The organism is Pseudomonas sp. CC120222-01a (genome assembly GCF_003097235.1).
In the GTDB taxonomy this organism is placed as follows: domain Bacteria; phylum Pseudomonadota; class Gammaproteobacteria; order Pseudomonadales; family Pseudomonadaceae; genus Aquipseudomonas.
This window is the reverse complement of sequence record NZ_QEQQ01000016.1, coordinates 118690-142718: the sequence shown is the minus strand read 5'-3', so window position 1 is coordinate 142718 and position 24029 is coordinate 118690. Positions and strand designations below refer to the sequence as shown.

Sequence of the window (24029 nt, the reverse complement as noted above, 5' to 3'; positions counted from 1 at the left end):
TTACACCCGTTCAAACGATTCGACACGTGCGCCGGCAGGCAGAGCACCTGCTTTGGCCAGCGCTTTGAGACGCTCGCCTTCGATGCGCGCCACTTCTTCGGCCGGAACCATGTAGCCCTGGTCGTCACGTGCAGCGTGGCGAACGAAGACCGCGATGGTTGCCAGCAGGCTCGCGCCAACCAGCCACCAGATGTGCCAGATGAAAGCGAAGCCGAAGACAGTCAGGAACATACCCATGAACAGACCGGTAGCGGTGTTGTTCGGCATGTGGATCGCTTCGTACTTGCCCGGCACCTTGTAGGCAACACCGGCTTCTTTAGCTTCGTTCCAGCAGTCCAGGCCAACTTTCTCTGGCATGTGGGCGAAGTTGTAGAACGGAGGTGGCGACGAGGTCGACCATTCCAGGGTACGGCCGCCCCATGGGTCGCCGGTCACGTCCAGGTTCTGCTCGCGATCGCGGATCGAAACGACGATCTGGATCAGCTGGCAGGCGATACCGAACAGGATCAGCACGGCGCCGACAACGGCTACGTACAGGTAGGGTTCCCACAGTGGGTTGTCGGAGTGGTTCAGACGACGGGTCATGCCCATGAAGCCCAGGGCGTACAGCGGCATGAACGCTACGTAGAAGCCGGAGATCCAGAACCAGAAGGCAGCTTTGCCCCACTTCTCGTTCAGCTTGAAGCCGAACGCTTTTGGCCACCAGTAGGCGAAGCCGGCGATGTAGCCGAATACCGCACCACCGATGATCACGTTGTGGAAGTGAGCGATTACGAACAGGCTGTTGTGCAGTACGAAGTCAGCACCTGGAACAGCCAGCAGAACGCCAGTCATACCACCGATCGAGAAGGTGATCATGAAGCCCAGGGTCCACATCATCGGCGCGGTGAAGCGCACACGGCCCTGGTACATGGTGAACAGCCAGTTGAACAGCTTCACACCGGTCGGGATGGAGATCAGCATCGTCGCCAGGCCGAAGAAGGTGTTGACGCTGGCGCCGGCACCCATGGTGAAGAAGTGGTGCAGCCATACAGCGAAGCCCAGAACGGCGATGGCGCCCGATGCGTAGATCATCGAGTGGTGGCCGAACAGACGCTTGCCGGAGAAGGTCGAAGTCACTTCCGAGAACACGCCGAAGGCCGGCAGGATCAGGATGTAAACCTCAGGGTGACCCCACGCCCAGAACAGGTTGACGTACATCATCGGGTTCCCACCAAGCTCGTTGGTGAAAATGTGGAAGTCCAGATAACGGTCAACAGTCAGCAGTGCGAGTGCAGCGGTCAGGATCGGGAACGAAGCCACGATCAGCACGTTGGCCCAGGTGCAGGTCCAGGTGAAGATCGGCATGTCCATCAGCTTCATGCCAGGTGCGCGCATCTTCATCACGGTGACGAGGAAGTTCACGCCGGTCAGTGTCGTACCCAGGCCTGAGAGCTGTAGCGCCCAGATGTAGTAGTCGACACCCACCCCAGGGCTGTACTGAATGCCCGCGAGCGGCGGATAGGCAACCCAGCCGGTCTTGGCGAATTCACCAACGCCCAGCGAGATGTTGACCAGCAGCACGCCTGCCAGCAGCAGGTAGAAGCTCAGGGAGTTCAGGAACGGGAAGGCAACGTCACGTGCACCGATCTGCAGAGGAACCGCGAGGTTCATCAGGCCGGTGAAGAACGGCATCGCCATGAAGATGATCATGATCACACCGTGAGCGGTGAAGATCTGGTCATAGTGTTCAGGCGGCAGGTAGCCTTCGGAGCCACCGGTAGCGGCAGCCAGCTGGGTACGCATCATGATGGCGTCGGCAAAGCCGCGCAGCAGCATGACCATCGCGACGACGATGTACATCACGCCGATCTTTTTGTGGTCGACAGTCGTCAGCCACTCGGTCCACAAGTAGGTCCACTTGCGGAAATAGGTGATAGCACCAACGACAGCAATACCCCCGAGCGCGATCATGGCAAGCGTCACCATGACTATCGGCTCGTGGAAGGGTATCGCCTCCAGGGTTAATTTACCGAACATCTCTTACTCCTCTGCACCGGCAGCTGGTTGCACACTCGACTCGGTGGTGGCCAGATCTTTGCTGCCTGCTTCTTCGTGGACCGGCTTGCCGCGGTTCATACCTTCGTACTTGTCGACGATGGTCTGGAACAGTTCAGCAGGTGCCTCGCTGTACAGCGCGACTGGGTTGTATTCGCTAGGTTTGGCCAGTGCTTCGTACTCGGCCTTGCCCAGTTTCAGTGGCGACTGCTTGACCTCGGCGACCCACTTGTCGAAGTCTTCCTGAGAGGTCGCATTAGCCTTGAATTTCATGCCGGTGAAGCCAGCACCGCTGTAGTTGGCGCTGATACCGTCGAAGACGCCATTTTCGTTGGCGATCAGGTGCAGCTTGGTGGTCATGCCCGCCATCGCGTAGATCTGGCCACCCAGGCCCGGGATGAAGAACGAGTTCATCACGGCGTCGGAGGTGACGCGGAAGTTCACCGGGACGTTAGCCGGGAAGTTGATCTGGTTGACGGTGGCGATGCCTTGCTCTGGGTAGATGAACAGCCATTTCCAGTCCAGCGCGACCACGTCGATCTGGATCGGCTTCACGTCGGAATCCAGCGGACGGTATGGGTCCAGCTTGTGGGTCGACTTGTAGGTGACGTAACCCAGGGCGATGATGATGATGATCGGGATGATCCACACCGCGAGTTCGATCTTGGTCGAGTGCGACCAGTCTGGGGTGTAGGTGGCGGCCTTGTTGGAAGCACGGTACTTCCAGGCGAATGCCACGGTCATGATGATGACCGGAATCACCACCAGCAGCATCAGGCCGGTAGCGATCAGGATCAGGTTCTTTTGCTCAATGCCGACCTGACCTTTCGGGTCGAGCAGGGTCCAGTTGCACCCACTGAGTAAAAGCATGCCTAAAAAGGGCAATATGCCAAACAGTCTGGGGTAACGCTTTTTACTCATCTCACGACCTCTAGATCAGCTTGCTTCAATGCAATTTGTGTTTTGGTAGCCAACACTTCGTCCTGCCAAGTGCGGCATTTCGCGCCCGTACTCGCTCCTGCCCGGGTCCGACTGCTGGACCTTGGCGCAAAGCGTGTTAGCGGTGCTTATGGTTTCGTAGGCAACAGGCCTGTACTTCAGACCAAGTCCATTTGGTGCGGGAAAACGCGGAGGGGGGTCCGCCCGGTATCGCCGTTGGGCGAAACTTGACGAAGTCAGCAAAAAGGAGCGCTGGGGCTTCCTTCAATCCTGCGACTCGCAAGCAGTGCCGAACGGAAATTGGGGGCGATTGTAGATAGGTCGCCAACCCTTGACTATGACTTATTGAGCAACAGTCCTTTACAGAATCCGTAACAATCCAGCTCGACAAATCAACTTCGCGACAGTTTGTCGCACCCCGCTTGCTAGCCCTCGAACCCGCATTTAGCAAGGCTTTGAGGTTGATCTGGATCAAGCGGGGGAGGACTTTTCGCTCTTCTCATCCGGTGCAAAAGACCACACCGAAATCGGGACTTATGTCTAAGACTGGCGCCGGTTGCGGTAGATGCCGACCGGTACCAGGATGGCTGTCAGGACGAACGCCACCAGTGCCCACTGTGCCAGCGACAAGCCGAGGATCGGCGGGTACGGCGTGCTGCAGAAGCCGTCGACCTGGAACGCCAGTGGCCAGAGCTTGGCCAGGGGCAGGTCGTCGACAATCGGTTGCAGGGTATCGATGCCGCAACTGACCATGGGGTTGGCGAGTATATACACATGGTTGCCAGCCGCAACGATTCCGCCAATGGCGCTGAGCACCACCAGCCCCTCGAACAGGGTCAGGCTGCGGCGCCCGGGCATGGCAGCGGCAATGAACGCGAAGATGGCGATAAAGAGCAAGGCATAGCGTTGCAGGATGCACAGTGGGCAAGGTGCCTCACCCAGTACCACCTGCATGTACAGCGCACCGCCGATCAGGGCGAGGCAGATCACCCCCAGCAGCACCAGAAAGCGCCGTTCGCGATTCAGGCGCGATGTTTGTTCGTTCATTGCCGATTCCTTCGATGGATAGGTGGCAGCGTGGTCCGCCCGCCTGAGTGCAATTCTACACGCAGGCATGGCCCGTTAGCGTGCGAGGGGGCGGCGGGACAGCACTGCGCAGGGCTATCCGGAGACTCTGTGACCGGCTGCAGCAACGTCGGTTCAACGTCTGCCGGTAAAAAAGCGACTGCCCGGGTGCCGCGCAGGGGCAAGCCCCTCGACACCCGGGAGTGAAGGATACAGTGATTAAAGGAGGATTAAAGGTGAAAGGTGCCTGAGGCTCAGTTCATCTTTCCTTATATATAGGTTGTAGGAGCGGCCTTGTGTCGCGAAAGGGCCGCAAAGCGGCCCCGGCAATTTCAGCTGCGAAGCTGAAACCCTGGGGCCGCTTCGCAGCCCTTTCGCGACACAAGGCCGCTCCTACAGACAATCGAGCAAGTTACTCCAGGGCAGCAGCCGGCCCAAAGAACTCGTAGCGGCTCTGCTGCTCCGGCACGCCCAGGCCCTTCAGCTGACGCTTGACCGCCGCCATGAAGCTTTTCGGCCCGAGGAAGTAGGCATCCACATCGCGTTCACGCGGCAGCCACTCACCCAGCACGTCTTGACTCAGCAGGCCAACCGCGTCAGCGCTCTGAGCGCCCTCCTCCTCGGCATAGCAGTAGAAGCGCTTGAGCTGCGGATGGCGCTCGGCCAGGCCGTCGACCCAGTCGCGGAAGGCATGCACGGCACCGTTACGTGCGCAGTGGATGAAATGCACCTCACGCTGGGTTTGCAGTGCGGCTTCGAGCATCGCCAGGGTCGGGGTAATGCCCACGCCACCGCTGATCAGCACCAGCGGCTTGTCGCTGGCCGCCAGGGTGAAGTCACCCGCTGGCGGGAACAGCTGCAGGGTGTCGCCCACCACCAACTGGTCATGCAGGTAGTTGGAGACCTTGCCGCCCTCCTCGCGCTTGACGCTGATGCGGTATTGCTGGCCGTCGCACAGGGCCGACAGCGAGTAGTTGCGGCGCTGTTCGGCACCGTCGATGAACAGCTGCAGGCCGATGTACTGGCCAGGCTCGGCCTTGAGTACCGGCTGGCCATCCACCGGGGCGAAGTAGAACGAAGTGATCTCGCTGCTTTCCTGCTCGCGACGCACCAGGCGGAATTCGCGAGTGCCACGCCAGCCGCCGGCAGCCTCTTCCTTCTGTTTGTAGAGGCTTTCCTCGGCGCCGATCAGGATGTCGGCCAGCTGGCCGTAGGCAGCGGCCCAGGCAGCGATCACCTCAGGGGTGGCGATTTCCTTGCCCAATACTTCTTCGATAGCACGCAGCAGGCAGCTGCCGACGATCGGGTAGTGCTCCGGCAGAATCTGCAGGGCAACGTGTTTGTTGATGATCTGGCCGACCAGGCCACCCAGCTGCTCCAGCTGGTCGATGTGACGGGCATACATCAGCACGCCATTGGCCAGGGCGCGCGGCTGGTCGCCGCTGGCCTGGTGGGCCTGGTTGAACAGTGGGCGCACCTCTGGGTACTCGCTGAGCATCATCTTGTAGAAGTGGGTGGTCAGCGCTTCACCACCGGTTTCCAGCAGAGGGACAGTGGCTTTGATGATTGCACGTTGTTCGGCATTGAGCATTTGCGACAACTCCTGAGCCTGAGGCTTCAAATGGTTGCCCTTGCTATTACAGCAATCGTGCCAACTTTTTTCGCCAATGAAATCAGGGCATTGACGCCGATCATGTCAAATCGACCAACCCCGGCGTATAGTCAAATCGACCTAAAGGAGTCCATATGACTACAAAGCCGTTGCTCACCACCTTGCTGCCTCTGGTCAGTGACCTGTCCCGCGACTTGCCCGACCAGGAGCGCTACCGCCGCCTGCTGCAGGCCATGCGCGGGCTGTTGCCCTGCGATGCCGCCGCGCTGCTGCGCCTGGATGGTGAATGGCTGGTGCCGCTGGCCGTCGATGGGTTGTCGCCCGATACCTTGGGCCGTCGCTTCAAGGTCAGTGAACACCCGCGCTTCCAGATCCTGCTCAGCCGCCCGGAGCCGACCCGCTTTGCCAGCGACTCCGAGCTGCCCGACCCTTACGATGGCCTGGTCAACGCGCCCGACGCCGCCCTTGAGGTACACGACTGCATGGGTTGCCCGCTGATGGTCGACGAGCGCCCGTGGGGCCTGGTGACCCTCGACGCCCTCACCCCCGGCCAGTTCCAGAGCCTGGAGCTGGATGCCCTGCAGGCCTTCGCCAGCCTCGCCGCCGCCACTGTGACCGTGGCCGAGCGGATCGAGCACCTGGCGCTGCGCGCCGAGGACGAGCACCACCGCGCCGAGGTCTACCGCCAGGCCAGCGGCCAGGACAAGGAGCTGATCGGCCAGAGCCCGGCGCACAAGCGCCTGGTGGAAGAGATCCGCCTGGTAGGCGGCAGCGAGCTGACCGTGCTGATCACTGGCGAAACCGGCGTGGGCAAGGAACTGGTGGCCATGGCCCTGCACCAGGCCAGCAGCCGCGCCGACAAACCCCTGGTCAGCCTCAACTGTGCAGCCCTCCCCGACACCCTGGTGGAAAGCGAACTGTTCGGCCATGTGCGCGGCGCTTTCACGGGTGCCCACGGCGAACGCCGCGGCAAGTTCGAGTTGGCCAACGGCGGTACCTTGTTTCTCGATGAGGTCGGCGAACTGCCGCTGACCGTGCAAACCAAGCTGCTGCGGGTGCTGCAGAGCGGCCAACTGCAGCGCCTGGGCTCGGACCGCGAGCACCGCGTCGATGTACGCCTGATCGCCGCCACCAACCGCGACCTGGCCGCAGAAGTGCGCGCAGGCAACTACCGCGCCGACTTCTACCACCGCCTCAGCGTCTATCCGCTACAAGTTCCGCCGCTGCGTGAACGTGGGCGCGATGTACTGCTTCTTGCTGGTTATTTCCTCGAACAGAACCGATCACGCTTGGGCTTGAACAGCCTTCGCCTGAGCAGTGAAGCGCAAGCAGCACTCCTGGCCTATGACTGGCCGGGCAACGTGCGCGAACTCGAACACCTGATCGGTCGCTCGGCCCTCAAGGCCATGGGTCAACACCCGCAACGCCCACGCATTCTCACCCTGGAAGCCAGCGACCTCGACCTGCGAGCCACCCAGCCAACTGCGGCTACCCCCCTTTCCCCGGCCACGCCAGCGGCCCTTGCGGTACCTGCCGGTGGTCTTCGCGAGGCCACCGATGACTACCAGCGCCAAATGATCGATGCCTGCCTGCAACGTCATCAGGACAACTGGGCCGCAGCAGCCCGCGAACTGGGCCTGGACCGTGCCAACCTGAGCCGCCTGGCTCGTCGCCTGGGGCTTCGCTGACCCCCGCATTCACTAAAGGACTATCCGGAAAGCCATCTGGTGGCAATCTGCTGGACTGCTATATCTCCCTAATCTCCGGTTACACGGCCATGGGTCGCGAAGGCGGCCCTGTGTACCGAAATCCAGCAGGGAGCACTCATGGACAACATCGTCGTCGCCGACAAGCAATCCGCCGTAGCCACCCAGAATGCCTGGGGCAATATCACCCTCAACAGCCCAGGCGTCGTGCAGATGCCCGTCGCTCCCGACCAGGTAGCCACCGTCACCCGGCGTGGCCAGGATCTGATCGTCACGCTCAAGAACGGAGAAAAGGTCACCGTCGGCAATTTCTTTGCCGTAGACCAGGCAGGTGTTGGCAGCGACATGGTGTTCGTTGGCGAAGACGGCACTTTGTGGCACGCCAACTATGACACGACGGCGTTCACTGGCTTCACCTTCGACGAAGTGGCCTCACTTGACGAACTGGTGGCCGGTATCGGTGTCGCTGGCGCTGGCACCTCAACCTTCGCCATCGCCGGTCTCAGCCTGCTCGGTGTCGGCGGCGTGGCTGCAGCGGCGAACAACAGCGGGGGCGGCGGTGGAGGGGGTGGCAGCAGCGAGCCTGGCGACACCACTGCACCGGCCACGCCCATCGACCTGCTGGTTTCGCCCGACGGCCTGCGCCTGAGCGGGCGCGGTGAAGCCGGGGCCACGGTCAAGGTGTTCGATGCCGCCGGCAACCTGATCGGCAGCGGCACGGTGAATGCCGATGGCAGCTTCGATGTCGCCCTGAACACCCCGCAGGCCAATGGTGAAAACCTCGGCGTCACCCTGACCGATGCTGCGGGTAACACATCGCAACCTGGTGCGGTTACCGCACCGGACACCACCGCGCCAACAGCACCGACGGAGCTGGCAATCAGCGCGCAAGGCAATACCCTTACCGGCCGCGCCGAACCGGGCTCGACCGTACAGGTGCGCGGCGCCGACGGCAGCGTGCTGGGCAGCGCCGTGACCGGGGCCGACGGAAGCTTCAGCGTCACCCTGCAACCGCCGCAGACTGACGGGCAAGCCTTGACCGTCACAGCCACCGATGCGGCCGGCAATACCTCGACAGCGGGCAACGTCACCGCGCCGGACGACGGCCTAGGCGGCGGCGACACCACCCCGCCAGACCCTGCGACTGGCCTGACCATCAGCGGCGATGGCCGTACGGTCTCGGGCCGGGGCGAACCCGGCGCCACCGTCAACGTGCTCAATGACCAGGGCCAGGTGATCGGTACCGGCACCGTACAGCCGGACGGCAGCTTCACCTTCCAGCTGACCACCCCCGTGACCAATGGCTCGTCGCTGCAAGTCACCCTCACCGATGCCGCCGGCAACGTCTCCACGCCTAGCCCGCTGACCACCCCGGATCTGCAGGCGCCCGGCCAACCTACCGGGCTCGGCCTGGACAACGGCGTGACCCTGACCGGCAGCGCCGAACCCGGCGCCCGGGTGGAAGTTCGCGATGCCGACGGCAACCTGATCGGCAGCGGCATCGTCGGGCCTGACGGCAGTTTCAGCCTCACGCTCGACCCGGCCCAGAGCAACGGTGAGCACCTGGCCATCACCGTGACCGATGCCGCCGGCAACCGCTCCGCGCCGCTGGACTACGCCGCGCCGGACACGACACCACCGGCGATCATCAGCAATGTCATCGTCGGCGCCGGCAGCCTGACCGTCGCCGGGCACGGCGAACCCGGCGCCACCGTGGAAATTCGCGACAACAACGGTAACCTGCTCGGCACCGGCGTGGTCAGCGCCAACGGCACCTTCCTGGTCGACCTGAGCGGCCCGGTCAGCGCCGGCGAAACCCTCGTCCTGGTACAGACCGACGCCGCCGGCAACCCCTCGGTCGCGCTCACCGTCATCGTCCCCGCCACCGCCGTGCCGGATAGCCCGGCCGGGCTGGTGCTGGCCGCCGACGGCTCGTCCATCAGCGGTACCGCCCCGGCGGGCAGCCTGGTGGAAGTGCGCGATGCCAACGGCAACCTGATAGGCAGCGTGCGGGCAGGCAACGACGGTACCTTCACCATCCCCCTGAGCCCGGCCCAAGCCAATGGCGAACTGCTCGACGTGGTGGCCATCGACGCCGACGGCAACAGCTCGCTGCCGACCCAGATCACGGCCCCCGACATTACCCCGCCTGCACAAGCCAGCGACCTGCACCTGGCCGCCGACGGCATCACCCTCACCGGGCGCGGCGAAGTCGGCGCCACCGTGCAGGTGACCAACGCCCAAGGCACGCTGCTAGGCACCGCCACGGTGGGCGCCAACGGCTATTTCACCGTCACCCTGTCGTCCGCCCAGCTCAATGGCCAGGAGCTCGACGTGGTGCTGCGCGATGGCGCCGGCAACAGCTCCACCGCCACCCTCACCGCACCGGACCTGGACGGCCCGCTGCAGCCATCGGCGCTGGCCGTCGATGTCAGCGGCCTGCACCTGACCGGCGTCGGCCAGGCGGGCTCGATCGTGACCGTGCGCGCGGCTGACGGCAGCGTGCTGGGCACGGCCATCGTCGCCGCCGACGGGCACTTCGACGTCACCCTCAACGCCCCGCAACGCAACGGTGAAAACCTGAGCGTCGAAGCCACCGACACGCTGGGTAACAGCGCCGGCCCGGTCAGCTTCACCGCCCCCGACACCACGCCACCGCAAACGGTCGGCAACCCGAGCATCGACGGCACCGGCAGCACCGTCAGCGGCACCGGCGAACCCGGCGCCACGGTTACCGTGCGCGGCCCGGATGGCAGCGTGCTGGGTACTGCCGTGGTGAACGGCGATGGCAGCTTCCAGGTCACCTTGAATACTGCCCAGACCAACGGCCAGGCCCTGACCGTCGAGCAGCGCGACCCCACCGGCAACGTCTCGGCCGCCGTTGACCTGCCTGCCCCGGACACCCAGGCCCCGGCCACAACCACCGGCCTGGCCCTGTCTGCCGATGGCACGGTGCTCTCCGGTAATGGTGAGCCTGGCGCGCAAGTGCAGGTGACCGGTGCCGGCGGCGCGGTGCTGGGCACTGCCACGGTCGCAGCCGACGGCAGCTTCCATGTGACCATCGACCCACCGCAGCTCAATGGCCAAGTGCTGACCGTCATCCAGACCGACGACGCCGGTAACCCCTCCCCCGCCAACACCCTGACCGCCGCGGATATCGAGGCGCCCGCAGCGGCCCAGGGCCTCGGCCTGAGCGCAGATGGCATCACCCTGACCGGCCAGGGCGAGCCCGGCGCTACCGTGGAGGTCCGCGACACGGCCGGGCAGTTGCTCGGCAGCGGCGTGGTCGATGGCGACGGCACCTTCAGCGTCACCCTGACACCCGCACAGACCAACGGCGAAACTGTCTCGGTGGTGCTCACCGACGCCGCTGGCAACGCGTCGCCATCGGCCCCCTTCACCGCCGATGACAGCAGCGCCCCGGCGGCCCCCGGCGGCTTGCAGGTCAGCGCCGACGGCACCCGCGTGCAAGGCACCGGTGAAGCCGGTGCAACCGTGGAAGTGCGCAATGCCGCGGGTGATTTGCTGGGCTCTGCGGTGGTAGCCGCCAATGGCAGTTTCAGTGTGTCGCTGAACCCGCCGCAGCTCGATGGCCAGACCCTTGACGTCTCCCAGACCGACCCACAGGGCCACGCCTCCGGCGCCGCCCAGGCGACCGCACCGGACCTCACCCCGCCCGCGCTGCCTACTGACCTCGCCATCAGTGGCGATGGCCTCACGCTGACCGGTAACGCCCCGGGCGCAGCTTCGGTCACCGTGATCAGCCCGACCGGCGTCGAAACCACCGTGACGGTGAATGGCGACGGCAGTTTCAGCGTGCCGCTGTCCCCTGCCCTGCTCAACGGCGAAACCGTGACCGTGGTGGTCAGCGATGTTGCCGGCAATGCCACGCAACCGACCAGTGTCACCGCCGCCGACAGCACGCCACCGGCAGCGGCCTCCGACATCGCCGTCAGCCCGGATGGCGGCACCATCAGCGGCAGGGCCGAACCCGGCACCACCGTGATCGTGCGCGATGGCAGCACCGAACTGGGTACCGCACAGGTTGGCGCCGACGGCACCTTCGTGGTTCAGGTCAACCCACCGCTGGTAACCGGCGACAGCGTGCAGCTGGTGGTGCACGATGCCGGCAACAACGAAACCGCAGTCAACGTGGCCGGCCCGGATGGCAGCCAGCTTGCCGCGCCAAGCAACCTGGCCATCAGCGCCGACGGCTTCCTGCTGACTGGCCAGGGCACCGTCGGTTCGCTGATCACCGTCACCTCCGGGGGCACCACCCTGGGCACCGGCACGGTTGGCAGCGACGGCATCTTCCGCATCTTCTTCACCAATGCCCAGCTCAACGCCCAGACCCTGCAGGTCACTGCCCGCGCCTCGGCCGGTGGCAACCCTTCGGTACCGGCCACCATCGTCGCCGCCGACACCACGCCACCGGACGCACCCACCCAGGTCACCATCAACCGCAGCGGCAGCACGGTCAGCGGCCATGGCGAAGTGGGCGCGACCGTCAGCGTTACCGATGCCAACGGCACGCTGCTGGGTTCCGGTATCGTTGGCACAAACGGCCTGTTCACCATCAACCTGGTGCCACCACAGGCCAACGCGCAGAACCTCACGATCACCCAGGCCGACCCCGCCGGCAACGTCTCGCTGGCCGCGACCGTGCAGGCTCCCGACCTGCAAGCGCCCGATGCCGCCACCGCCCTGAGCCTGAACAACGCCGCCACGGTCGTCAGCGGGCAAGGCGAAGCCGGCGCGACGGTGACCGTGCGCGACGCCAGTGGCAACGTACTGGCCACCGGCACGGTGAACCAGAGCGGACAGTTCCAGATCACCCTGCCCAGCGCCCAGACCACTGGCAGCCCGCTGCAGGTGACCCTCAGCGATGCCGCCGGCAACGTGTCCGGCCCGGCCAGCCTGGCGACCCCGGACCGCACACCACCGGCGGCGATCACCAACCCTTCGTTGAGCGCCGATGGCCGGCAACTGTCCGGCAGCGGTGAAGTGGGTGCGACCGTGCAGGTGCGCGATGCCAGCGGCACGGTGCTCGGAACCGCCACCGTGGGTGCCGACGGGCGCTTCACGGTGACGTTCGCCACCCCGCAGGCCACCGGCCAGGCGATTGGCGTAACCCAGGTGGATGCCGCCGGCAACGTGTCCCCTGCCATCAATGTCACCACCCCGGACCTGACTCCGCCTGCGGCACTGACCAACGTCGTGCTCAACAACAACGGCCTGACCCTCACTGGCCTCGGTGAGGCGGGTGCCTCGGTCACCGTGCGTGGCCCGGACGGCACCATCATCGGCAACGGCCTGGTGGCCGCCAACGGCAGCTTCACCCTTACCCTCACCAGTGCCCAGCTCAATGCCCAGCACCTGAGCGTGACCCAGACCGACGCCAGCAACAACACCTCGGTCGCCGTCAGTGTCACCGCACCCGACTTTACCGCGCCAGCCGCACCGACGGCCTTGGCGCTGTCCGGCAGTGGCCTGCAACTGAACGGCACTGCCGAGGCCGGCAGCACGGTGACCGTGCGCGACGCCTCGGGCAATGTGCTGGGCACCGCCGTGGCAGCAGGCAACGGTGTATTCCAGGTCACCCTGAGCAGCCCCCAGACCAACGGCCAGGTCCTGCAGGTGACCGCCACCGACGCCGCCGGCAACGTCTCGCCAGCCGCACCCTACACCGCCGCCGACACCACACCGCCTGCGGCGGTGGACCACCTCGCGGTCTCCGCCAACGGCACCAGCCTGGCCGGTACCGGCGAAGCAGGCGCCACCGTCACCGTGCGTGCGCCGGACGGCAGCACACTGGGCACCGCCACTGTCGGTGCCGATGGCCACTTCACCGTGGCCCTGAGCCCGGCTGCCAGTACCGGTGAAGTGCTCAGCGTGACCCAGGCCGATGCCGCGCAGAACGTGTCGCCCGCGCAAACCGTAACTGCGCCGGGCAACGTTGCCCCGGACAGCCCGGACAACCTGGTGCTGTCGGCCAATGGCCTGGTGGTCACCGGCACCGCCGCCGTGGGTGCCACGGTCAACGTCTACGGCTCCAATGGCGTATTGCTGGGCACCGCACCGGTGGCCAGCGATGGCACCTTCAGCGTCACCCTCGCCAGCGCCCAGGCCAACGGCGAGGTGCTGCATGTCAGCGCGGTGGCCAGCGATGGCACCGCCTCCCTGCCTGCGACACTGCAAGCACCGGACACCACCGCACCACAACCGCTGACCAACCTGGCGCTGTCCAGCGATGGCCTCACACTTACCGGCCGTGGCGAAGCGGGCGCCACCGTCACCATCACCGGGCAGGGCGGTGCCAGCCTGGGCACCGCCGTGGTCGATGCCAGCGGCAACTTCAGCGTCAACCTCGCCAGCGCGCAGATCAACGGCCAGCAACTCAGCGCCGCACAGACCGACGCCGCCGGCAACGAGTCCAACAGCGTCAACCTTACCGCGCCCGATCGCGTAGCCCCGGACGCGCCTGCCAACCTGGCGTTCGCCGGCGGCGGCAGCCTGCTCAACGGTATTGGCGAAGCCAACGCCACGGTGAAAGTCATCGCCGCCGACGGCACCGTGCTGGGCACCGCCGTGGTCATGGCCAACGGCAGCTTCCAAGTCATCCTCGGCACACCGTTGGCCAACGGCCAGGCCGTGCAGGTGGTGCTGACCGATGCCGCCGGCAACCAGTCTTCCCCCGGCGCCATCACCGCACCCGACACCACGCCGCCGGCCGCGCCCACCGAGCTGGCCATCGCCAGCGACGGCGCGACCATCACCGGGCGTGGCGAAGTCGGCGCGCTGGTCACCGTGACCGACCCGGCCGGCCAGCAGATCGGCACGGCCATCGTCGATGCCGGCGGCCAATTCACCCTGACCCTCAACCCGGCCCTGGGCAACGCCGAGCTGCTCGGCGTAACCCTGACCGATGGCGCCGGCAACGTGTCGCCGGTCGCCACCCTGCAGACACCGGACTTCACCCCGCCGGACTTGCTCACCAACGTGGTGATCAATGCCAATGGCAGCGTGGTCAGCGGTTCCGGCGAGCCCGGCGCGACGGTCACCGTGACCAACGCCGCAGGCGTGGTGCTGGGCACCACCACCGTGCTGACCGATGGCAGCTTCCGCGTCGAACTGAGCCCGGCGCAGATCAACCAGCAGGTGCTGTCAGTGCAACAGGCCGACCCGCCCGGCAACATCAGCCTGCCGGTCACGGTCAATGCGCCGGACCTGACCCCGCCGGCTGCGGCGGCCTCGCTGCACCTCAATGCCGCCGGCGACCAGCTCAGCGGTACCGGCGAAGCCGGCACCACGGTGCGCGTCTACGTCGGCACCACCGAGATCGGCACCGCCACGGTCGCGGCCGATGGCACCTTCGTGGTCAACCTCAGCGCGGCACAGCTCAACGGCCAGCTGCTGCAGGTCACCCTGACGGACGCAAGCCAGAACATCTCGCCGATCAGCACCCTCAGCGCCGTCGACATCACCCCACCGACCACGGTGGTCGCCCTGCTCAACCCCAGTGGCACACAGATCAGCGGCACCGGCGAGCCCGGCGCGCACGTCACGGTGATGAACAACCTGGGTAACCTGATCGGCGAGGGCACCATTGCCGCCGATGGCAGCTTCGTCATCACCCTCACCACGGCGCAGATCAATGGCCAGGTGCTGAGCGTCATCGCCCAGGACGCCACCGGCAATCCGTCGGTGCCCCTGCTGCTGAACGCGCCAGACCTGGTCCCACCGACCGAGCCCGGCAACCTCACCCTGACCGGTAACGGCACCTTGCTCAGCGGCACCGGTGAAGTCGGCAGCGTGATCACCGTGCGCGACCCGTCGGGCACCGTGGTCGGCACCATCGCGGTGCCCGCGGGCGGCAACTTCACCGTCACCCTCAGCCCGGCCCAGAACAACGGCCAACTGCTGAGCGTCGTCGCCACCGACAATGCCGGCAACATCTCGACGCCTGCCACCTACCAGACCCTCGACACCGCGCCACCGGCCGCGGTCACCAACCTGGCCATCAACAACACCTACAACATCCTCACCGGGCGCGGCGAAGCCGGTGCCACCGTGACGGTCAGTTTTGGTGGCGTGGTCATCGGTACGGGCCTGGTCGACAGCGGTGGCAACTTCTCCATCAACCTGTCGCCTGCACCGGGCTCGGCGGCGTCACTGGCCGTCACGCAAACCGACGCCGCCAGCAACACCTCGGCGGTGGCGACCTTCCTCACGCCGCTGGTGCCGCCACCGGAGCCACCGGTCAACGTGACACTGGCCGCCGATGGCCTGACCCTGACCGGGACCGCTGCCACCGGCACCTCGATCCGCGTCTACGACGCCGCTGGCAACCTCATCGGCGCCGGTTCGGCCAACATCGGCAACGGTGGCTTCTCCATCACCCTGAGCGCCGCCCAGCTCAACGGGCAACATTTGTCGGTGACTTCGGTGTCGCTGCTGGGGGGCGAATCGCAACCGGTGTTCGTCACTGCCGCCGACATCACTGCACCGGCCAACCCGGTGGTCAGCGCGCTGTCGGCCAACGGCCTGGTGCTCACCGGTACCGGTGAAGCCGGCGCCACGGTGACCGTGCGCGATGCCAGTGGCAACGTGCTCGGTACCGGCCTGGTCAACGGCTCCGGCGGCTTCAGCATCAACCTCAGCAGTGCCCAGCTCAACGGCCAGGTACTCAGCCTGACCCAGGCCGATGCCGCGCTGAACGTCTCTGGTGCCACCAGCTACACGGCGCCGGACGTCCAGGCGCCGCTGGCACCGACCAACCTGGCGATCAATGGCGCGGGTACCGTGCTCACCGGTAACGGCGAGGCGGGCGCGACCGTCACCGTACAAGGCCCGGGGGGTAGCTCGCTCGGTAGCGCCATCGTGCAGGCGGACGGCACCTTCAGCGTCACCCTGACCAGCACCCAGAACAACGGCCAGGCCCTGGTGGTGCGCCAGACCGACGCCGGCAGCAACGTGTCCGGCAGCACCGGCATCACCGCCCCGGACACCTCCGCGCCCACCGCACCGGTGGCATCGATCAACGCCAACGGCACCACGGTCAGCGGCTCTGGCGAAATCGGCAGCACGGTGACCGTGCGCAACAGCCTGGGCACCGTGCTCGGCACCGCCACGGTAGGCAGCAACGGCCTGTATGTGGTCAGCCTGAGTGCGGCGCAGATCAACTTCCAGGCACTGAGCGTCACCCTCACCGATGCTGCGGGCAACACCTCCACCGCCACGGCGCTGACTGCTCCGGACCTGACCCCGCCGGCCAACGCCAGCAACCTGGTGATCAGTGCCGACGGCACCACCCTCACCGGTACCGGCGAGGTCGGCGCCACGGTCACCGTACGCAGCGCCAGCGGCACCGTGCTGCAGACCGCGACCGTGCAACCCAACGGCACCTTCACCGTCACCCTGAGCCCGGCCCAGGACAACGGCCAGGTGCTGTCGGTGACCTTGACCGACCCGCGCAGCAACGTCTCCGGCAACGTCAACATCACCGCGCCCGACGTTGATGCCAACGCCCCGGTCATCGCCAGCAACAACCTGGCTACCGCTACCGTCAACCTGGCGCCGGTCACCGCCACCACCACCTACACCGACAGCTTCACCACCCTGTTGTCGGGTTTCAGCAAGACCTACACCTGGACGGTGGCTCCTGGCACCACGGTCGACCCGACCCTGACGCTGACCACCAACAGCGTGCTGGCGCTGCTCAACAACTCCACCTTCACCCTGCAGGTGAAGGGCGCCAGCGGTGCCTGGGTGACCATCGCCACCGGCAACACCCAAGGGTTGCTCGACCTGATCGTGCTGCCGCTGGGGCTGCAGGTGGACATCGGCAAGCTGCAGGCCGGTGACTATCGCCTGACCGTGGCCAGTGGCGGCATCGGCCTGGTGACCCAAGTCACCACCAGCCTGGACATCGAAGCCACCAGCCTGACCCAGTTCACCGGCACCGGCACCGCCACCTCGGGCAACGTCATCACCGACCCGGGCACCAATGGCGTGGTCGACTCCCTCGGCCCGGACAGCGGCGCCGTGCTGAAGATCCTGGTCAACGGCAGCTACGTGACCGCTGCCAGTGGCGCGGGCACCACGGTGCAGGGCCAGTACGGCACCCTGGTGATCCATGCCGACGGCAGCTACACCTACACCCCGAGCGGCAGCCCGTCGAGCGTCGGCAAGGTGGATGTATTCAGCTACGAGCTGGTGCACCCGAACGGGCTGACCGCCACGGCCAACCTCTACGTGCGCATCGACAGCCCGCAGGCCACGGAGACCTGGAACGACAGCAACCTCAGCGCGCCGGCCACGGTGGTGGATGCCGTCAACGACGTCGACAGCAGCCACATCACCCTGGCCAACCGGGTCGACAGCAGCAGCGCCACCCTGGGCTCGCTGACCTTGCCGCTGATCGGTTCGCGCTCGGCCACCTACACCACCACGGTGGCCGCCGACACCACGGCCGACCTGCAAGTGGTGGTCAACTCCACCAACCTGCTGAGCCTGCTCAACGGCACCACCATTCAGTTGCTCAAGCTCAACACAACTACCGGCCAGTACGTGGTGGTGCAGACAGTCAGCGGCAGCTCGCTGGTCAGCCTGCTCGGCGGCGGTGCCGGCTATACCTTCACCGGCCAGGGCGCCGGCACCTACCACATTGTGGTCACCGCCGGCGGCATCGGCCTGGCCAGTTCGATCACCACCAGCCTCAACACCACCACCACGCACCTCACCGAGTACGTGGTCAGCAGCGCCACGGTGGCCAGCGGCAACCTGATCACCGACCCGTCGGGTACCGACAACCTGGGTTCGGCACTGACCGTGCTGAGCGTACTGACAGCCGCCGGCACCTACACCATCCCAGGCTACAACGGGGTCAGCGTGGCCGGCACCTACGGCACGCTGCTGGTGCACGCGGACGGCAGCTACACGTACACCCTCAACAGCGGGCTGACCTCGGCGGTGATCGGCCAGCACGACACCTTCACCTATGAGCTGACCCACCCCAACGGCACTACCGACACCGCCACGCTCACCGTCAACCTGGACAACGCCGCCGGCCTCACCACCTTCTCCGCGCTGGTGGCCGACACCAGCGACGACAGCGTGGCCGTGGCCAGCGTCGCAGCCTCAGCCTCCAGCGAGGTGATCGCCGGCACCGATGGCAACGACCACCTGGTCGGCAGCCAGGGCGGGCACATCACCCTGGAAGGCGGCGCGGGCAACGACACCCTCGAAGTGGTCGACCAGAACTTCGCCAGCGTCGATGGCGGTACCGGCACCGACACCCTGCTGTGGGGCGGCGGCGATGCCAGCATCGACCTGGGCACCCTGGCCGACCGTATCCACAACATCGAAGTGATCGACCTCAACGACACCAGCGCCGTAGCGCTGACCCTCAACCTGGCGGACGTGGTGAAGATCACCGAAACCGGCAACGACACGCTGATCATCAAGGGGGATGACAAAGACTCGGTGCACATGACGGACAACTGGACCCTGGTCGGCAACCAAACTGTCGACGGTATCGACTATAACCAATACACGGCCCAGGAAGATCCGAGCCATCACCTCTGGGTGCAGAACAGCATCCATGTTGTCTGAGGCCGCTGCATCCCGCCGGGCACACTGCCCGGCGGCAAGGACGAACAGCAGTAAGGGAATTTCGTGAAGCGAAGCAGTCCGCTGTCACCGCTGTGGCTGGGAGCCTTCGGGCTCCTGGTGCTGAACCTCAACCCGGTTGCCCAGGCAGCCGATGACATAGACCCCAGACTGCGCACCATCGGGCCGTCATTGATGCGCGACGCGCCCGATGCCATCCCCGCCCGCCCCCCTTCCGGGCAGTCCAACAACAATGGCGACCGCCTGGGGCTGGCCGAGGCGGTGCTGACCGCCGCGCAGTGGCACCCGAGCATCGCCGAAGCGGTCGGCAACCTCTACAAGCAGGGCGAAGGCATCAACGTCGCCCGCGCCGGTTACTACCCACAGATTTCCGGCGGTATCCGCACCGGCTATGACACCGGCTACGGCGGCGACCGCAACAGCCAGGCGCTGAACCTGTCGCTGAAGCAGATGCTCTACGACTTCGGCAAGGTCGACAATGCCGTCAGTGCCGCCCAGGCCGCCGCTACCCGGGCCCAGGCCAATATCCTGCTGGTGGTCGACGACCTGGCCCGCGACACCGCCTACGCCTGGATCGAAACCCGCCGCTATGAACAGCTGATGGTCATCGCCCGCGACCAGATCCGCGGCGTCGGCGACATCGCCGGCATGGCCCGCCAGCGCAGCGACATGGGCGCCAGCACCCGCTCCGATGTGGTCCAGGCCGAGTCGCGGGTAGAAGGCGCCCGTGCCACCCTCGAGGAATACCAGTCGCAGTACGAGCGCTGGCGTTCGACCCTGGCCGAACTGCTTGGCCGGGTGGCACCGCCGGCCCTGGCCGAAGAATCACCACCCGAGCTGAACCAGGCCTGCAAGCGCTCATCGGGCGGCAGCGACCGCTTGCCGGCGGTGCTGATGGCTCTGGCCTTGCGCGCCCAGTCCCAGGCCGAACTGGCCCAGGCCAAGGCCGAAGCCTACCCCACGCTGTCGCTGCAACCGCAGGTCAACCACTACCTGGACAACGACTACAACCGCGACAACCGCAGCCTGGACCGCACCCAGGCGGGTATCTACCTGAACGTCGAGGTGCCCATCTACCAGGGCGGCGCCATCAGCGCCCGCAGCCGCGCCGCCGGCCATGCCCTGAGCGCCGCCGATTCCGCCGAAGACGCCGCGCGCCTGCAGGCCCGCCGCGGCCTGGCCGAAGCCATGGCGCAGACCTCCGGGCTGGGCCGGCGCCTGAATTCGCTGGAGGCGCGCCAGGCCAGCATCCAGGAAGCCCGCGAGCTGTATGGCCGGCAGTACCTGGACCTGGGCACCCGGCCCTTGCTCGACCTGCTCAACGCCGAGCAGGAGATCTACCAGTCACGCTTCGAACTCGCCGGCACCCGCTCCGACCTGCTGCGCCTGGATGTCGACTGCCTGTACAACTCCGGCGCCCTGCGTACCGCCTTCGGGCTGGAAGGGCGCAACCTGCAAGGGGTGGAAATCGAGCCATGAACGATACCGTCAAGCTGACCCAGGCCGGTCAGGCGCAGAACCCGGAGCCGGCGGTGGTGCACCGCCCCGACCTGGGCCCGTGGCTGGAAGTGATGCTGCAGGTCGCCCACCACTATCGCCTGGACGTCTCACCCCAGCGCATCCGCCTGGCGGCGGTCGAAGATGCGCGCCCATTGGATGAAATCCTCCGGCACATGGCGCGCCAGGCCGGGCTGACCCTGCGTTTCGTGCGCTACGACGCCAAGGCCCTGCGCCAGTGGCGCACGCCGCTGGTGCTGGAACTGGACGATGGCCAGCTGGCCACGGTCGAGGCGGTGACCGAGGAAAACGAACTGGCCGTGGTGTTCGCCGGTGACCAGCGCCTGACCTCCCGCCTGCCCCGTGAAGCGCTCGAAGGGCGCATCAATCGCGTGGCCTTGATGCGCCCGGCACGGCCGCTGCGCGATGTGCGCACCGACGACTACACCGCGCCCTACGACCGCCACTGGTTCACCCGCATCGTGCTGCGCGACCTGCGCCCGTACGGCCAGGTGATGGTCGCCTCCCTGGTGGCCAACGTGCTGGCCCTGGCCGGGGTGCTGTTTTCGATGCAGGTGTATGACCGGGTGATCCCCGCCGAGTCCCTGCCGACCCTGTACGTGCTGTTCGGTGGCGTGGTGCTGGCGCTGGTGTTCGACTTCAGCATGCGCCTGCTGCGGTTGAAGGTTACCGACCTGCTGGGCAAGCGTGCCGACCTGCGGGTGTCCGACCTGGTCTACGGCCATGCGCTGCGCCTGCGCAATTCGGCACGGCCGAAATCCACCGGCTCGTTCATCTCGCAGTTGCGCGAGCTGGAGTCGATCCGCGACCTGATCACCTCGAGCACTGCCACGGCCTTGGCCGACCTGCCGTTCTTCCTGCTGTTCCTGCTGGTGTTCTGGCTGATCGGCGGGGTGCTGGTGTTCATCCCGCTGGTGGCGCTGCTGGCCATGGTCATCCCGGGGCTGCTGGCGCAACGGCGCCTGGCGGCACTGGCCAATGCCTCGATGCGCGAGTCGTCGCTGCGCAACGCCATGCTGGTGGAGAGCATCCAGGGCCTGGACGAGATCAAGGCGCTGCAGGCCGAGGCGCGCTTCGAGCGCCAGTGGAACCAGTACAACGCTGCCTGCGCGCACACCAGCCTGCGCCTGCGCACCTTGACCAACGGCCTGGTGACCTGGACCCAGAACGTGCAGGGCGCGGTGTTTGCCGTGGTCATCGTGATCGGCGCGCCGATGGTGATTGCCGGCGACCTAACCACCGGTAGCCTGGTGGCAGCCTCGATGCTGTCGTCACGGATGATGGCGCCGCTGGCGCAGCTGACCCATGTGCTGACCCGCTGGCAACAGGCCAAGGTGGCCCTGGAGGGCCTGGACAAACTCATGCAGGCGCCGGTCGACCACCCCGAAGGCGAGGCCCGCGTGCACCTGCCGGCGATCCGTGGCGAATACCTGCTGCGTCAGGCCAACTTCCGCTACAGCCCGGAAGCGCCACCGGTGCTGAACATCGGCCAGCTCGTCATACAGCCCGGTGAGCGCATCGCCGTGCTCGGGCGCAACGGTGCCGGCAAATCGACCTTGCTGCAGGCACTGGGCGGTGCCATGGACCTGAGCCAGGGCGAAGTCAGCCTCGACGGCATCGCCATGGCCCACCTCGACCCGGCCGACCTGCGCCGTGACGTCGGCCTGCTGGCCCAGTACGCCCGGCTGTTCCACGGCACCCTGCGGGAAAACCTCACCCTTGGCGCCGGCCAGGCCAGTGACCAGGAACTGGTGGCCGCACTGGCCGCCACCGGGGCGCTGGATTTCGTCCGCCACCTGCCCAAGGGCCTCGACCACCTGATTCTCGAAGGCGGCGTGGGCCTGTCCGGCGGGCAGCGCCAGGCCCTGGTGCTGGCGCGTTTGCTGGTTCGCCAACCGCAGGTGCTGCTGCTCGACGAGCCCACCGCCTCGCTCGACGACGTCACCGAACGCAAGCTGCTGGATAACCTCGATCGCTTCTGCCAGGGCCGCACGTTGGTGATCGCCACCCACCGTCTCAGCGTGCTGCAGCGCGTGGAGCGCATCATCGTGCTGGACGGCGGGCGCATCGTCATCGACGACAAACGCGACGCCGCCCTGGCCAAGCTGCAAGGAGCGCAGGCATGAGCAACCACGAACTCCCCGCCTCCTACCTGGATGGCCAGGACGACCAGGCCGTGCTGCGTGCTGGCCGCATCATCACCATTTGCGCACTCATGCTCGCTGCGTTCCTGGCCTGGGCGGCCTGGTTCGAGGTGACCGAAGTGTCTACCGGCACCGGCAAGGTGATCCCCAGTTCACGCGAGCAGGTGATCCAGTCGTTCGAAGGCGGCATCGTCGCCGAGATGAACGTGGCCGAAGGCGACCTGGTCGAGCGCGGCCAGGTGCTTGCCCAGCTCGACCCGACCAAGACCGCCTCCAGCGTTGGCGAAAGCGAGGCCAAGTACCGTGCGGCCAAGGCCAGCGAGGCGCGCCTGCGGGCCGAGGTCACCGGCAAGCCGCTGAGCTTCCCCGAAAGCCTGCGTGATTCACCCGACCTGATCGACGCCGAGACGGCGCTGTACGAAACCCGCCGTCGCGGCCTGGAGCAGACCCTGGCCGGCATCGAGGACTCGCTGCGGCTGGTGCGTGCAGAACTGAAGATCACCGAGAACCTGGCCAAGATGGGCGCCTCCAGCCGGGTCGAAGTGATCCGCCTGAACCGCCAGCGCTCGGAGCTGGAGCTCAAGGCCAACGAGGCCCGCTCCGAGTACCTGGTGCGCGCCCGCGAAGAGTTGGCCAAGGCCAGTGCCGAGGCCGACAGCCTGTCGGAAGTGATCCGCGGGCGCAGCGATTCGCTGACCCGCCTGACCCTGCGTTCGCCGGTACGCGGCATCGTCAAGGACATCGAGGTCAACACGCTGGGCGGTGTGGTGCAGCCTGGCGGGCAGGTGATGAAGATCGTGCCGATGGACGAGCGCCTGCTGATCGAAACCCGCATCGCCCCACGGGACATCGCCTTCATCCACCCCGACCAGGCGGCCAAGGTCAAGATCAGTGCCTATGACTACTCGGTGTATGGCGGGCTGGATGGCAAGGTGGTGGGGATATCGCCGGATACCCTGCAGGATGAAGTAAAACCGGAGATCTACTACTACCGGGTGTTCATCCGCACCGAGCAGGACAGCCTGACCAACAAGGCCGGCAAGCACTTCGCGATCGTGCCGGGGATGATTGCCACAGTGGATATCCGCACTGGCGAGAAGACCATCCTCGATTACCTCATCAAACCACTGAACCGCGCCCGCGAGGCCCTGCGCGAACGGTAATCAAGCTGGAATCCCTGGGGGCGCTGTGCGCCCCTTTCGCGACACAAGGCCGCTCCCACAGGGACTTCACAGGTCTTGAATGCAGCGCAGTACCTGTGGGAGCGGCCTTGCGTCGCGAAAGGGCTGCAAAGCAGCCCATGCTCTTGCACTGGAGTTTGGTTAAAGCCCAAGCAACTCAGGCCGATAACCCGTTATCCCCTGTCTCCCACGAAGG

Annotated in this window: 9 protein-coding genes; 5 read left to right on the top strand and 4 right to left on the bottom strand. The window is 66.1% G+C overall.

Going from position 1 to position 24029, the window contains the following annotated elements; genetic code table 11:
* The 4 genes from cyoB to hmpA form a co-directional block, all read right to left on the bottom strand.
* Positions 1–2019: a cytochrome o ubiquinol oxidase subunit I gene (cyoB, locus tag N430_RS20055; RefSeq protein ID WP_110638486.1), complete on the bottom strand. Its 2019-nt coding sequence runs from the start codon at positions 2017–2019 to the stop codon at positions 1–3.
* 3 nt (positions 2020–2022) lie between these two features.
* Complete coding sequence (gene cyoA, locus N430_RS20050; protein ID WP_103445643.1) at positions 2023–2958, bottom strand: ubiquinol oxidase subunit II; 936 nt, start codon at positions 2956–2958, stop codon at positions 2023–2025.
* A 558-nt stretch (positions 2959–3516) separates the two neighbouring features.
* Positions 3517–4023 (bottom strand): disulfide bond formation protein B, encoded by a 507-nt coding sequence (locus N430_RS20040; RefSeq protein WP_110638485.1) that lies wholly within the window; start codon positions 4021–4023, stop codon positions 3517–3519.
* 430 nt (positions 4024–4453) lie between these two features.
* Positions 4454–5632 (bottom strand): NO-inducible flavohemoprotein, encoded by a 1179-nt coding sequence (gene hmpA, locus N430_RS20030; RefSeq protein WP_110638484.1) that lies wholly within the window; start codon positions 5630–5632, stop codon positions 4454–4456.
* A gap of 155 nt (positions 5633–5787) precedes the next feature.
* Between hmpA and norR the strand changes: the two genes are divergently transcribed.
* The 5 genes from norR (at position 5788) to N430_RS20005 (ending at position 23815) form a co-directional block, all read left to right on the top strand.
* Positions 5788–7341, top strand: a complete 1554-nt coding sequence (gene norR / locus N430_RS20025) for a nitric oxide reductase transcriptional regulator NorR (protein ID WP_110638483.1) — start codon at positions 5788–5790, stop codon at positions 7339–7341.
* A gap of 138 nt (positions 7342–7479) precedes the next feature.
* The gene (locus tag N430_RS20020; RefSeq protein ID WP_110638482.1) at positions 7480–18972 is read left to right on the top strand and encodes a BapA/Bap/LapF family large adhesin; all 11493 of its coding nucleotides are present in this window, start codon (positions 7480–7482) and stop codon (positions 18970–18972) included.
* A 63-nt stretch (positions 18973–19035) separates the two neighbouring features.
* Positions 19036–20469: a TolC family outer membrane protein gene (locus tag N430_RS20015; protein ID WP_110638481.1), complete on the top strand. Its 1434-nt coding sequence runs from the start codon at positions 19036–19038 to the stop codon at positions 20467–20469.
* The gene (locus tag N430_RS20010; protein WP_110638480.1) at positions 20466–22634 is read left to right on the top strand and encodes a type I secretion system permease/ATPase; all 2169 of its coding nucleotides are present in this window, start codon (positions 20466–20468) and stop codon (positions 22632–22634) included. Before N430_RS20015 ends, N430_RS20010 begins: the two co-directional genes overlap by 4 nt.
* The gene (locus tag N430_RS20005) at positions 22631–23815 is read left to right on the top strand and encodes an HlyD family type I secretion periplasmic adaptor subunit (protein ID WP_110638479.1); all 1185 of its coding nucleotides are present in this window, start codon (positions 22631–22633) and stop codon (positions 23813–23815) included. The genes N430_RS20010 and N430_RS20005 overlap by 4 nt, the downstream gene beginning before the upstream one ends.
* The last annotated feature ends 214 nt before the right edge of the window (positions 23816–24029 follow it).